Annotated in this window: 3 protein-coding genes; 1 reads left to right on the forward strand and 2 read right to left on the reverse strand. The window is 49.9% G+C overall.

Features of this window, described 5'->3' with window-relative positions; genetic code table 11:
- Positions 1-40: 40 nt before the first annotated feature.
- Positions 41-967: an alpha/beta fold hydrolase gene (locus tag AB4Z08_RS16640; protein WP_441574889.1), complete on the reverse strand. Its 927-nt coding sequence runs from the start codon at positions 965-967 to the stop codon at positions 41-43.
- A 101-nt stretch (positions 968-1,068) separates the two neighbouring features.
- Between AB4Z08_RS16640 and AB4Z08_RS16645 the strand changes: the two genes are divergently transcribed.
- On the forward strand, positions 1,069-4,947 hold the full coding sequence (locus AB4Z08_RS16645) for a glycosyltransferase (RefSeq protein WP_441574890.1): 3,879 nt from the start codon (positions 1,069-1,071) through the stop codon (positions 4,945-4,947).
- Here AB4Z08_RS16645 and AB4Z08_RS16650 read toward each other — a convergent pair.
- Positions 4,897-14,640: a hypothetical protein gene (locus AB4Z08_RS16650; RefSeq protein WP_441574891.1), complete on the reverse strand. Its 9,744-nt coding sequence runs from the start codon at positions 14,638-14,640 to the stop codon at positions 4,897-4,899. The genes AB4Z08_RS16645 and AB4Z08_RS16650 overlap by 51 nt on opposite strands.
- Between the last annotated feature and the right edge of the window lie 12 nt (positions 14,641-14,652).

Consider the following 14,652-nt stretch of genomic DNA (forward strand, 5'->3'; position numbering starts at 1 on the left):
GGGAAGAAAAGCACGATAGATAGATCCCGAAGATCCTCTATCATTTTACAAAACTGCAAACCGCTTCTACAAAGGCCGGGCTGTTTTCATAATACAACATGTGCCCTCCATGTATCACTTTTACAGTAGCATTGGGGAATGTAAAGGCCTTATGCGTTTTGGTGCCGATGGCGTGATCGTCGGTTCCTGCAATGATCAGCACGGGCACTTTCAGCTCCCGCGTAGCAGGCGTATAATCCTGGAAGTATTCAGGGTATTGTGATTGTTTGCTCAATATGCTCATACCAAAATCTATCGTGCGTTCATAGTTATCAACGCTCATTTGTTTGTCGATGGTGGCGGTATCATCTGTCAGCATCTTATATCCCATTCCCTGCTTACGCAAAGCCGAAAAGGTATTTTGTTCCAGCCGGCTAAGACTATCTTTTGTTATCCCGGCAGGAAGTGTTGTATCCCGGCCCAGCAGTTGCAACTGGTACTGCACCCGCTCCACCATGGCATTATAGCCGTTGGCGTGAAGCGTTGCATTTGCCAGTATAAGCCCTTTTGTGCTTTCCGGGAATTGCTTTGCATAATTGAAGGCGATGATACCGCCGAATGAATGAGCCAGCAGGTAGATTTTTTTCAACCCTAGCTGTTGCCGCAATTCTTCTATGTCATTTAACATGCGGGGAAGATGGTAGTTGGCGGCATTCTGCGATTTACCTGACCCCCGTTGATCCAGGTATACCATGGTAAAACATTTTTCCAGCTCATTGCCTTTCAGCAGTTCAAAGGAACGGCAACCCTGTCCGGGACCACCATGAATGAAAAAACAGACAGGCCCCTTGCCCGATATTTTCACATATAAATCAGTGCTATCACTGGTTTTGAACATAAATGTCCGATTGGCCAGTGACTGGGCTTGTACAGATAAGAGAAACAGCGGAGCCACGCAGAACAGCAGGAGTATACTAAGTTTTTTCATACCAGGTATTATCACTTTTTCTTTCATCTTGTGAATTTAGCTTTTTAATTGTTTTCTTCCCACCCAAATCCGCTATTTTCACGGTATCAAATACTATCCGCATGCCCACGCTATCCCTCTGCATGATTGTCCGCAATGAAGAAGAAGTAATTGATCGCTGCCTGGCCGCCGTATATCCCCTCGTTGATGAAATCATTATTGTAGACACCGGCTCTACTGATAATACCATTGCCACCTGCTATAAATATACACTCCAGGTGTTGCCGTATATCTGGCAGCAGGATTTTGCCGCTGCACGCAACTATGCTTTTGCGCAGGCTACATGCGACTATATCCTCTGGCTGGATGCGGACGACCTGATAGCACCTGACCAACTGCAGCTGCTACTGGCCCTGAAAGAACGACTTTCCGCGGAGGTTTATTTTCTGCCGTATGACTATGCCCAGGATGAATATGGACAATCTGCCTGCACCTTGTTCCGTGAACGTATTGTCAGAAATGACGGCACCTTCCGCTGGAAATACCCTGTGCATGAAGTGATCGATGGTACTGTGGGCAGAATCTCTTCCTATGAGCAGATCATTATCCGCCATGCCAGAACCGCCGATGGTGCTGCGGCGGACCAGGGCCGCAACCTGGCTATACTGCAACAGGCTGTTCTTCAGGATGAGTACCGGTCTGACCCCAGGATATGGTATTACCTTGGCCGCGAGCTGCACGACCATCAACGCTTCGGGGAAGCTATTTCTGCTTTCAGCCACTTCCTCTTATTTCCGGATAGCTGGCAGGAGGAACGCATGATGGCCACTTTCCGCATCGCGCAGTGCTATGCTGTGCTCAGTACTGCTGATAACGCCTACGCCTGCACGGCCAGGGAATACGCGCGGAAAGCCATTGCCCTGGATGAACGCTGGGCCGAGCCTTTCTTTGTGATGGGGGAGCTGGCCTACCAGGAAAAACATTACGATGAAGCCATTTACTGGTTCCGGCAATGCCTGCGGGAACTGCCCCCGGTACTCAGCCCTGTGAGCCGGGAAGTATATCTGCTGAGACCCTGCGTTTACCTGGTGCTTTGCCATGATCAGCTGCGGCAATATGAGTCTGCCTGGGAATACAATGAAAAAGCACTCACCGTGAAACGGCATGATACCGGACTTCTCTATAACCGTCAGTACCTGGCCCGGCAACTGACAAAACAAAATAGTATTGCCTGGTACGGGGAATCTGTTTCTCCGCAGTTCCCTGCCTATCGTATCCGTGCGTTGCAGGTACACGGGGAGCTACAGCGCTTTGGCGTAGATAATATTATGACCGATGATCCCCTGGTATTACTGCGATACAGTCACCTCATTTTTTTCAGATCTTTTGCGGAAGAAGAGTATGAGGTAATGCAACAGATGAAGCAGCTGGGAAAACGTATATTCCTTGACGTTACAGAGGATCTCCTGGCGCATACGGCCGATTTTCCGTACTATCTGCCCATGATACAACTGGCGGACACGGTTATCTGTTGCTCTCACGCGCTGGCAGAACGGTTGGCTCCCTGGAACCAGGCAGTAGTGGTGATTGAAGATGCGGTGGAGACAGTGACACACCAACACCAGGTATCTCCCTCCCGTATGCTGACGGCCGGATGGTTTGGCATGCCGGAGAACGCCTGCCATGCAGAAGCGCTGCGCCCTTTGCTGGAAGCGCAGGGATGCCGCCTGGTGACGATACACAATGGTCCAGGCTACGATAAATACTGGACCACCGATACCTGGCAATATCACCTGGCGCAATGCGATTTCGTGATAGCTCCGCTGGATGTAACAGCACAGCCCTGCAAGTCCAATAACAAGGTAACTACAGCCATGGCTATGGGGCTACCCGTGGTCGCCGCTCCGCTGGATGCGTATACACGCATCATCCGCGATGGTGTCAATGGTTTTATTGCAGATACAAAGGTGGCATGGCAGGCTGCTATCAGCCAGTTACAGGATCCGTTGAAAAGGCTGCAACTGCGCGAGCGTGGCCATCTTACAGCCATGTCATTCAGGCCGGCCAATATTGCATTGAAATGGTGGCGAACAATATCTCCAGAAACTTACCAACAGTCTGCGGTAGATATTATCATTCCAACGATCTACGACACACCGCACCTGTATCACTGCATCAACAGTATACTGGCGTGTACACATACACCATTCCATATCATAGTGGTGCATAGCGGCACGCATGCGCTGTCGCTGCCGCAGGAAGTGAGGGTTATCCAGGCTGGCTCGCTCAACTATGCAGCAGCCATTAATCTTGGCATAGCTCATAGCAATGCGCCATACATCTGCATGATGAACGATGACGTGATTGTGTCCGACGGCTGGTTGCAACCGTTGTTGGAAGATATTCGTCAGGGAGCAGGCTTCAGTAATCCTTTGTCCAACTGCGATGAAGGGTTTCTGCACGACTATCGCCTGGAAATAACATCAGTGCGGTTGGGCGCCGGTACGAATAGGCTGCATCATGAACAGATCGTGCATCGCGCGCAACCGGAGGCTGGTATTGATCCTTCGGTTATCTGGAGCTATCAGCCAGGTGTGCAGCCGCGGCATTATTACCGGGACTGGGTACCGTTTTTCTGTACCCTTACCAGCAGGTCACTGATGGAACAGGTAGGCCTGCTGGACGATGGGTTTAACAACGGTTGTGAAGATGTAGACCTCTGCCGGCGAGCCTCGGCGTTGGGCTACACATCTGTTGTCAATGAAAACAGCTTCGTGTTTCATTTCGGTGGAACCAGCACTATCCCCTATGTAACGGAACACCCGGCAGAAAAAGATGCTACACATCAGCTGTATCGGCATAAATATCGCGCACCACTGTTATGCATACACGCCGGATGGGCTTATGAAAACTGGAACGCCCACACGATCCTGGAAAGCGGCATTGGTGGTTCCGAAACAGCAGTAGCTGCGCTGGCTGCCGCATTTGTATCGGAAGGATACAGGGTGGTGGTTTGCTGTGCCTGTGAAGGAAAATCCGGCATTATAGACGGAGTAGAATATATTCCGCTGGAGGCATTCCAGCATTTTGCTGATCGTAATTTTATAGAGATATTGATCGTCTCCCGCTATCTGTCCACACTTCAATATCGTGTGCGTGCCCGTAAAAAATACTTCTGGCTTCATGATGTGATTGCGATGTCCGGAGGGGACGAAGGTGCTGCACTTCAGCACCATCTCCACCAGCTTGATGGCATCTGCTGCCTGAGCCCCTGGCACCGGGAATTGGTGGCTGCCTATTACCAGATCCCCCTGGAGAAAATATTTCTCATCGGCAATGGTATCGATGTATCCCGCTTCCGGCAAACGCGGGAAAAAACGCCGGACAGATTTATTTATTCTTCCAGCCCTGACCGGTCACTGGACAGGCTATTGCGCTTGTTCCCGGCTATACGACAAGTGTTGCCGGATGCAACCCTGCATATTTATTATGGTTTCGATAACTGGGAGAAAAGCCTGGAGCACATGGGTAATGCAGCTCAACTGGCATTGCGTGATGAAATCAAATCGGGCATGCAACAAACGGGGATATTTTATCACGGCCGTGTGGATCAACAAACATTGGCGGCAGCATTCCTGGAGAGTGACATCTGGTTGTATCCAACCAGCTTTACAGAAACATTCTGCATCACCGCCCTGGAAGCCCAGGTAGCACGTACTTTGTGTATATGCACGCCATTGGCAGGACTGTTGTCTACAGTGGCAGACAGAGGTATTTTCCTGGAAGTAAGTCCCGATGATGCCGGATTTGATGAACATGTCATCGCCGTAATAACCGCCATTCAGCAGGATACCCTCCGGAAAACCATGCTGCTGGACCGTGCCGAAGCATGGGCCTTACAACAGTCATGGTCTTCCATTGCACGTCAGTGGATACATCTTTTTAACCAATCAGCTGAAATCCACTATGCTGGTAGGGAGGTACAAGCCGTCCAGTGTTAACAGCGGATGGTTCATGTCGCCGTTGGTGGCGGCAAATAGAGACAGCACCAGGCTTACTTTGCCGTTGGTATCTTTTCCTGCTACCTGGTTATTTCTGAACCATCCTGTAATGGCATTGGCAAAGGGCGTCGTGAATGTGACGATGTTTTTGCCACTCACATTGGCAGGTGTAGCCAGCACAATAGGTAAAGTCGGTCCCAGCATCGCCGGCGCATCAGGGCTGGTTTGCAAGGTAAAGCTATAGCCTGCCTGGAGCTGCAGCATGATCTCCCTGTCTGGCGCTGCTTTAAACAATACCTGGAAGAAGTTGTCCAGCAAAATTTGCAGTTTCACCTTCTGCACAGAAGAAGCATCCGGGGTGAATTCCGCAATATTGATAGCAGCCTGACTGTTAAGGTTCGGGTAACAGGCGCCCGCAAACCGGATGTATGGTGTAATGTAGCGGAATGCCATGTTGGTGGGCTGGCCTGCGAGTACCTCGTTGCGGTGGATCGCCACACCTGCCCATGCATTTTCATCGATCAGTACATTATTCCGCTGAATGGTTACACCACGTTCGCTGTACTGTTTCCTGCCGGCGTAAGAAAGCGGCGTTTCTGCATCGTTGGTCACCTGCATGAAGGAGTAAATCTGTGTTTCTCCGTCGTATGCATATGGTTTCGTTGTATAGCCATCGATGGTAATGACCGGGATTATCTTCTCCACCAATACCGGTTCTGCGGGCCGCACACTGATCAGGAGGTTGCCGGTACCTTTGTCTTCATATTCTGTGATAATATATTTCAGCGTTTTGGGTTTCAGCAGGGTGCTGTCGTCCTGATTTTTTTTGAACCAGGCAGGCCATGCATCCGCCACCTGTTTTACCATCCATGCGTACGATTGCAGCGCTATGAGGCTGTTTTCGTTGTTGGCAGTTATGTCCGATATGATGGGTTCGTAGGCAGCGTTGAACTGCAGGAGCGCTTCGAACAGGTCGGGCGGCGTGGCGCTGAGATCCGTGTCGTTGCTGTTTTCCACTACATTCAATCTGATCTCCAGGTAAATCAGGTCCTGGCGGGCAATGACGTAATTGTAGCTAAACGTGTAGTCCCATTGTAACGCGGCTTCCAGCGCTTCTTTCGCATTATTTTCCGACTCCGGTGCTGGAGTGGCAGTGCCGGTTTGCACCACCAGCGAAGGTGCGGTGGGATAGGCTTTCAGCGGAATGGGAATATCTGCCTGGATAAGTGCCGTATTATCCGCGCCGGTTTGCAGTAATGGAATAGCAAGTGTCAGCCAGGATGAGGGCGTATAGCCATTGATAGGCGTACCGAAATTGTGCTCCAGTGCGGTCAGCTGAAAGTTCAGCCCTGCCTGGAATGCATCGATAAGGTCTACGCTCTGGTTGACACCGGTGCCGCCTTCCGGACGTACGGAGAACAGGGTAGTGATGTTACTCTGTCCAGCAGCATCTTTACCGGCCGGTAAAGGGATCTTCACTGGTGAGAAGCTGTAAGCATTCTGCGGAATATCTTTAGAGGCAAATACCAGGTTGCCGTAGAGATTAGGTGGGGGAGATGTGAACCCTTGCTGAACGGTAACCTCCGCCTGCACAATAGCATCGGTGCGGTACATGTTGCCCAGTAGCGTAAGCAGTTGTTGCCTTGTCGCTTCCCTGGCCACCGGGAGTTGTTGTGTACTGCCGTTTTTCAGGATATTGGTGAGTTGATTGTCCGCTACAGCTGCGGCAATGGCCCGTTTGGATTGTTCAATTACCCGGAAAGGTGTTTTCAGGAATGTTGCTGTACCTGATTGTTCTACTATCCATGCGGTAGCCGAGGCCGCAGGGGAAAGGAAGTTATCTGCTGCATCCACAAATGTTCTGGCCAGCACTTCAATATCAATACCAGCATATGACTTATTCTCCACCGTTGCGTTACCAAGGAAGGTTCCCGGGTTGTAGGTGCGAATGGGGACTGGTCTGTTAATGTCTGCACTGGGCCTGGAAATCAGCGAGGTGGAAAGCGGCGCAATAGCAAAATAAACGGGTGTTGGGTTTACCTGGTAACTGATGCCAGGCATGGTGCCACTGGCAAACCTTAACAGCCATATTTCCTTGCCGGAGGAATTTTCTGCTGCATCTGCTGCTGCATCTTCTGCGGCGCCGGGAGCGATACTACCGGACTGCCCAACCGCTACTTTCATCACCGGCAATGCCTGTTCCAGTGCTTTGGCAAAGATACTCAGGGCGGTGGTATCACTTTCTTTTCCATCGTAGAGGTCCGGCGCAATAGTGGTATCAGCCCTGCGGATGCCCGGCTCCTGCGTAAACTGGGGATCGATGTACAGGGTACGTTCTATGCTGATGGCCACCGTCAGGTGGAAAATAAATGCGGCATTCAGTTTCGTAGGGTCGATACCGTAGCTTAAGACGGTCTTTACCGGCTGCAGGTCGCCGATAGGTATCTCACTAATCATTTCCAGGAAACCAATGATACGGGAAATATATTCCTGCAACGCGGCCAATGGTGCTGTAGCCGGGGCTTCCAGCGTGCCTAAACTCGTGGTTACATTTACCGCTATGCCGGGTTGTGCAAGCTGATAAGCTATCTGACGATACCGCTTCAGGTCCTGTTGTGCGAGGGCAAAGGGTTGCTTTGCATCTTTATACCGGTCCACACCCAGCACCAGGTGTATATGTAATGTTGGTTTCTTTGTAGTGGTATCAATGGCGATACTGTAATTCCTGGCGATGTTAATCCACTGATCTATTCCGATCACGGGGTCTGTATAACCAGGTGTGATCTGTTGCTGTATCTTCCCGGTATCGTCCTTGATAAGCGTGTTACCAAATACATCCAGGAAGTTGAAACGGATGGTAGCTGTTTTGCCGTTCGCCCCGTAGGGGTCCGTCTGTCTGCCGTTTGCGGATATTGGTTCCGCAAAGGGGTAGATAGGTAATACGCCGCCGTAATTCCAGGTAGTATCGTTATCCGGCTGCGTGGATATGGCGCCTACAGCGTTCTTTACATCGTCTTTCTGATCCAGCGGACCGGCAGGCAATGCATAATCTGTTTGGCGGAATACGCCGGAAGTAGCGTCAATACGGTATTCCATCAGTTGGAATAATTCACTGAGTTGCTGGTCGGCGCTATCAGCCAGGCTGTTGGCGTGCAGTGTGGCCGGGTTGGCCCGCTGGCCTTTGAACATGCCTGTTCCCGGCAGAATGGTCGCCTGAATAGTTTGCAGTACCGGATCAAAAGTATCCGCTTGTGCTTTGGTGAGTGCGATGCCTGCATAAACGGAATCCTGTGCAGGATCTGTTTTAGTATCGATTACTGCGCTGTTCACATATTTTGGCAGAATAAACCCGTTGCTGGCGCTGTCTGCCGGGATATTGTAAGATACAAGTATGGTGATGTTGCCTTTACCTTCTTCATCAAAAATATGCCCTGGTAATCCGCCACCGGTAGCATTGCTATAGTGCAGATAATAACCGCCCGAGCGTACGATGGAACATTCCCACAGGAAACGCAGGAAGGTGGAGGCATCCATGCCCAACAGGTTACCTGCGGCTGTTGCTGACTGCTTTGTGGCAAGCAGGCCCGGGTTGGAAACGGTGGAGAAGTTGGTTTGCAGGAGGAAGGTTTTATACTTACTGAGTGCATTCGACACAAGGCCATTTACCGGTTCACCATCGTTGTTTTTTGCCGTGTTGTCGGCAAACAGGATATCCAGGTTGGCTATGGGGGGGGTAGTAGCTAACAGCAGTTGTTGCAGCAGCTGACCATCGGCTTCTCCGCATCCTTCCACTACATATACATTATCGAGGTAACTGCCAGGCATGGCTGCCACAGGTACCTGGCGGATACTAACGGTAACGGACGTACTCCAATACAGTGGCTTCAATGGCGCTTCATCTTCCAGGCTGAAAGCGGTGCTGGCAGACTGTATAAGCATCTGGTAAGGGATGCCGGGATGCACGCTGAGATATTGTTGCAGCTGTGCGGGGAACATCCAGATGTAGCTGTCGCCGGAAGTATTGGCGCGCTGTTGTGCGTTGGGATTTTGCCAGGTGAAGCTGTTAGCCAGTGCAAATGTTTTGGGTTGCAGGCGGTAACGGCGTACATCGGGTTGTGCATTCAGCGTAATGCCAGGTACCCATTGCGATTTCAGAAGTGCTGCTGCAGCATCTGACATCGCCTGGTTGAATTCAAATAGCTGCGAGCCTGTAATGCCGAGGTTCAGCCAGACGCGTGGCTTATCTGGCTCCAGTTTTACGGTCTGACCCAGTACAGGGGCTGTCAGATTAAACTGCTGCCAGGAAGCTTCGTATAGCCCTATACGTGACTTATCATTAATGGCTTTGGGAATGCGCAGGCCATGCAGGAAAAACCGCGACACAGTTCCTCCCAGGTTGGAGAGACTAAACTGTGGTCCGGCCTGTAATTCATCCAGTATTTCCTTTACTGTTTTGGTCGCCACAAAAGCATGCAGCAATCCCGTTCCTATATGGAAGAGGCCCGGCTGATCAATGTTGTGGCTGAGGAAGGTATGGAATGGTATATTATACCTGCCTGCTACTGTCCAGAGTGTATGCGTATCCGTATCCGGTATACTGTAAACGAACGATGGCACATCTACCATGCCCTGCGCGGTCACACTTATATTGTCTGCACCCGGCAGCACTTTCAGCAAATCTGCCAGCTGTTCATTGTCGCGCAGGCGATGTCTGAAGCCGGGGATATGTACTTTAGCGCCTGCATACAGTGGCTGATGACGGTTGGAGAACGCCAATGCTTCTGCGGTAACACCATAGTGCTGATAACGTTTTGCGATCATCGCAAAAGTATCACCTGTGGTCACATGCAGCGTGGTTTGTTTGAATCCGTTAATGATATCCTGCAGTGCTGATTTTGCCATCATGGTGAAATAGTCGCTAAACAGGAATTCTGCCATGGTAACAATATCCTCTTCTCTCACAAGTGCTTGTGCATTACGTGCTTTAGCCTGCACCTGCATATCGGTGAAGTACTGTTTGATATATTGGAGGTATGTCGGATCGCAGGCGCCCATCTCACTGAACTTCACCTTTGGCTGCCCGCTAACGGTCATCTCCAGGAAAGGAATCATAGGGAAGTATCCTACCTCCAGGTCTGTTTCACTGAAAGTGGCTGACTGTTTCGCTTGCTGGGTGATGATAGCTACTTCTTTAAATGCCTGCGGGAAGAAATGCTCATACATATCTTCGAGGTTGATGGCATCTGCGCTTCCGTTGGAAAATTGCTCCTGTGAGAAGTAGGCGAAGATGGCATTGACATCATCTATGGCAACCGGCTGGTCCATGATATTCAGCTCCCGTTCGGGTTTGGCGCTGAAATAGGCGTTGAATACCCACGCAAGGAAAGCACGGCTTAATACGGTGAAATCTGTATTGTTGGCGGATTTAGACTGATTGGCAATATACAGCAGCGATATGCCCACTGGTACTTTGCCCGATGCATCACTGTTGCTGTATTTTACAGATAGCTGCGGTATGAACAACAGGTTGAGTTTTTCTTTCGGGTAGGTCATGGGAGCTACCCAGTCCATTTTTGGAATGTCTATATCTCTTATCATATCCAGCGGGGTGAAGTAAGCGCTGCGGTCCAGCATCTTTCCGGGGGCCCATGGCGCTGAGCCATTGGAGCCGATGGTAAAGCTGTCTGAAATGGTAGTGCGGAACGAGCAGCTGATACTGATGCTGAACAGGCCGAGGTTAATGCGCACTTTAACAGCCGCATATACTTCTGCCGTGAAGGTCACCAACGATTGCCGGTATGCTTCCAGCACCAGCTGGGCAGCAACGCGCACCATGACTTCCAGGGTGGCGCTGATGATAGCGAAATCTATTTCTCCGTAAATCCTTCCTACCAGGGCTGCCTGTGCCTGTACACGATAATACAGCTCTTCCTGCGATGCTTTTACAACTGCGGTAGGATTGGCTTTGTACCAGGCCAGCACACCTTCCAGTATTACCTGGATGGTGAGACTCAGCTCCGCTTTCAGAATACCTTTGTCAATGCTTTTGCCGATGCCGGCACGGATGCCGATACCGAAGATGATAACCGGATTGAACTGCCCGTCTGCTTTGGGAAGCATGGTAGCGGTATCATTACTGAGTTTACCGAAATAGAATCCACCGGAGCCGGTGAAGATAGATAGTTCCAGTCCGAATGAGCGGGAGAAATCGCCGTTCTTCGGAAAGCCCATATCTATAATGAAATCACCGTTGGTATAGATAGAAAGTGTGATCGCAGGCAATGTAACGGATACTGCGCCAAACTGCTGCTGCCGTACGAAGTCGGGAAGTACCAGGTCTATCTGATATACCCCAACGTTGTCATTTATTTTTTTGTAGAGAATTTCAAAGTAAAGGTTCTTGAATTTACCATCTGTAACGCCAATGGATATACCATACATCACCGGATCATAAAACACGATGTTAAATTGTATGTATTCTACGATCAGGAATTTCGCACCAAACAATATTCCGTTGTTCTTGTCGAAATACAGGGATGGCGGAAGCTTTCCGCTGCTGCCGTCTTCCTTGAATGCATCGGCAAGGTTGGTAATGGCCTGTGATACGGAGGTAGCGGGCTTAGGTTGAATAATGCCGACCTGGTTGCCGATTCCCAGGAACTGCAACTTGAAGGTGCTGTTGCCAAATCCAGGAACAGCCGGTGCCTTTGCAGGATCGCGCAGGTCCCAGTCCGGTCGTTGCGCCGGCTGCAGCTGATCAATGGGCATGCCCAGGAAAGTACCTTTGGTGACCTTGAACATCACCGGGCCGTTATTGGTGCCGGGGTCAGGAGAATAAAGCAGGCTTAGTTCCTGGATGTTTATAAATACCAGGTTGATGTTGGCCGGCCATACCAGTCCTATTGTTTTTTGATTGGTGAGTTTATCCTGCTGGAAAACAAAATTGATGTTGTTAACAGGAATATTGTTGATGAAATTCCATGGAGACGGAATAATTGCTACCTCTCCCGTAGCGGCTTCCACGAGGCTGGAGATCACATCGCCCAGCGACAGCGGTTGATTGGGATTAGTAGATTGCAGACCGAATTCAAATCGGAGTTCTTTGTCGTTGTTGGTGACATCCGCTTTGGCAATAATGTTTTTGAAGGTCAGCAGGAAGCTGAATTGACTGAAAGCGCCATTGTTATAAGTGGCTATCGCATCAAAGGTAAGGCCCCCGAAAAGCACGGTACCCTGTACTTTGGTGCCGTTATATGGACTGGCCAATACCCTGGAGTCGTACTGGAAATCAACATTGGCTTTAAACGTGAGTGCATCGAATAGCGTAAGACTGCCGGCAAGCGTGAAATCGAGTGTATTGTAGGGTGTATCAGTTTCTGTAGTGCCTTTCACCATAGCCACATCAATCTGGCTGATTTTTACCTGAGGAATACTTTTGTCGTCAATACCCGGAATATATTTGGCCAGTATTTCATTGACGGTAATACCATCTATTCCCGTATTATCAAGGCTGCCGGAGAAGCTCCAGTTTTTTTGGCTATAGGCAGCTGCCAGCGTGATGATTACCTTGCGGCTATCGGTTCCGAAATTAAACGATCCGTTGGCCGCCATATCCAGGTATTCGTCATACTTCTCTACCGAGAAACCTATATTATCCATCTGCAGATTCATGCCGCCAATGGTAAGGATGGTCCATGTATTGGTAGGCGCAATGGCCATAGCCACGGAGAAGGAGCCGGAAGACGGTTCAATGGAAAGATCGAATTGCGTTATCTTCAGGCCAGGAAGAATGTCTACTACGGATTGCGGCATATGCAGTGCCAGCAGGAGTTCTTTCAGATCCAGCTCTTCTTCCAGCGTACCTGCAAATTTCCAGGGATCATTGGAAGAAGGCTTGGTGGCAGACATGCCCAGCACCAGTTTCTTCTCTGTTGCTTTATTGAGTATCCAGGTAACAGTAGCTTCTATATTACCGGAAATATCTTTTTCGCTGACAGAAGTATTGTTAATGGCGAGACTCACCAGCAGGTCGGTAAGCTCAAAGTAGCCAGGTACCAGGTTCCAGGCAGGAGAGTCTGGTGTGGATGCTATGGTGAAAGCAAACCGGAGTAGTTTAGATACTTCTCCAAATTGCCAGGAAAGGTCAAGATCGCTGATGACAAAATCGCCAATTTGCATAAGTCCCGGTGGGGATGCGGAAGCAAGTGCATTGTTGCCCAGGATACCACTGAGGGAGCTGATGGAAGGCAGTGGAATTTCTTCACTGGTAACGTTCAGTACCCAATTGGCTTCTTCCGGTATTTTAGCCAGCCTTACGGGAATAGACACATTGCCATCGTCCAGTTGCAATACGCCTGCGAGCTCGCCGCTGGTGCCTTCAGCCGTGTAGGGCAATGGTATGTCCAGCGCAAGCCGGAAGTTTTTGTCCAGGTAGATGGCCTGCTGCAGCATTGGCAGTGTCCATTCGTTAGCGGAATGGATGGCAAATGCTACTTTGGTAAAAGAGAAGCCATTTTGAAATTTGAAGCGTATGGTCAGGTATTCCAATACGATTTCATTGAGTTTTTCGTATAGCCCTTTAGGTAGGAACCCTTTTACACCGGGAACAATGGCAATCAGTTTTCCGATGCCCAGTGGTTCTTTATCATTGGCCAGTGTAATATCCCAATCATCTGTGAGTGGTATAGGAATGGTGGCGGATGCCTGTACTTTTTCGTCCGGGTTAGCATAATTGATAGCGGCTTTGCCTTGAATGCTACCGGAAAAGGTGAGTGGATCTGCTGTTTTATATCGCTGGCCTGTCAGCGTTAAGCTGATACCTTCTTCAATTTTGAGTTTGTCTTTTACAATCTCCCAGGGAGCTTTTGTGCTAACCATTACCTGCACTACGCTGAGGGATTTGGTCTGCGGATCAAATGCGATATAAAATGCATCCAGCTCAATTTTTTCCAGCACAGATATAAACTGTTCCGGCAGGATGCCTGATATGGAGATGCCAGTCAGTTCATCCAGGATAGCTACGCCGTCACTCAGCGGAGTAGGTTTTGGCAGGGAGAGGTACCACCCGCTGACGCCTATCGGCAGGCCTATTTCTATGGCTACGTTTACGGTACCTTTGGAGTTGACCAGCGAACCGCCGGCGATACACTGGTATGTACTGCCTTCCTTGCTAACGGTATTGACTACACGAAGTGTAGGTACATCAACATAGAGATCTGTATAACCGAGGAAGGACCATTTTTCTCCGGTGCCGGTGAGGGTGAAAGCGCCGGCGGCAGAATCGAATACAAACGACAATCCGTCGATCGGGACCGCTGGCACGAGGCCCGGGGTCTTGCTCGCAGGTACCAGTCCTGCTTCATATATAGCACTCAACGTCATGGAGATGTCCGCATAGCTGTTCATGGTCATGGACAGTTGGCTGTTTTCATCTACAGTAAAAACGGAAGTAATTTTTATCTGCTGACTAAACAGGGCAGCGGTAGCGGTTACCTGCAGCGAGTTGTCGTTCGGGTTACTGAATTCAGTACCGCTGAGCGTGATATTATCTGTCTTTATCAGCTGTTTCAGCAGTTTGATAATATCGGCGGACTCAATAGACGCCTGGCTGAAAGCCTGCAGAGAGGTGATTTTCTGCTGCAGTTGCTGGATCCGCGGATTAACCGCCAGTGCTATAGTTATGTTTTTCATCATGGTGTTGAGGGC

It is taken from the genome of Chitinophaga sp. RAB17, assembly GCF_052114225.1.
Lineage (GTDB): Bacteria > Bacteroidota > Bacteroidia > Chitinophagales > Chitinophagaceae > Chitinophaga.

What these genes read in the sequence shown, in the direction of transcription:
- AB4Z08_RS16640 (WP_441574889.1), bottom strand. Translation starts at nt 967, where the DNA reads ATGAAAAAACTTAGTATACTCCTGCTGTTCTGCGTGGCTCCGCTGTTT.
- AB4Z08_RS16645 (WP_441574890.1), top strand. Translation starts at nt 1,069, where the DNA reads ATGCCCACGCTATCCCTCTGCATGATTGTCCGCAATGAAGAAGAAGTA.
- AB4Z08_RS16650 (WP_441574891.1), bottom strand. Translation starts at nt 14,640, where the DNA reads ATGATGAAAAACATAACTATAGCACTGGCGGTTAATCCGCGGATCCAG.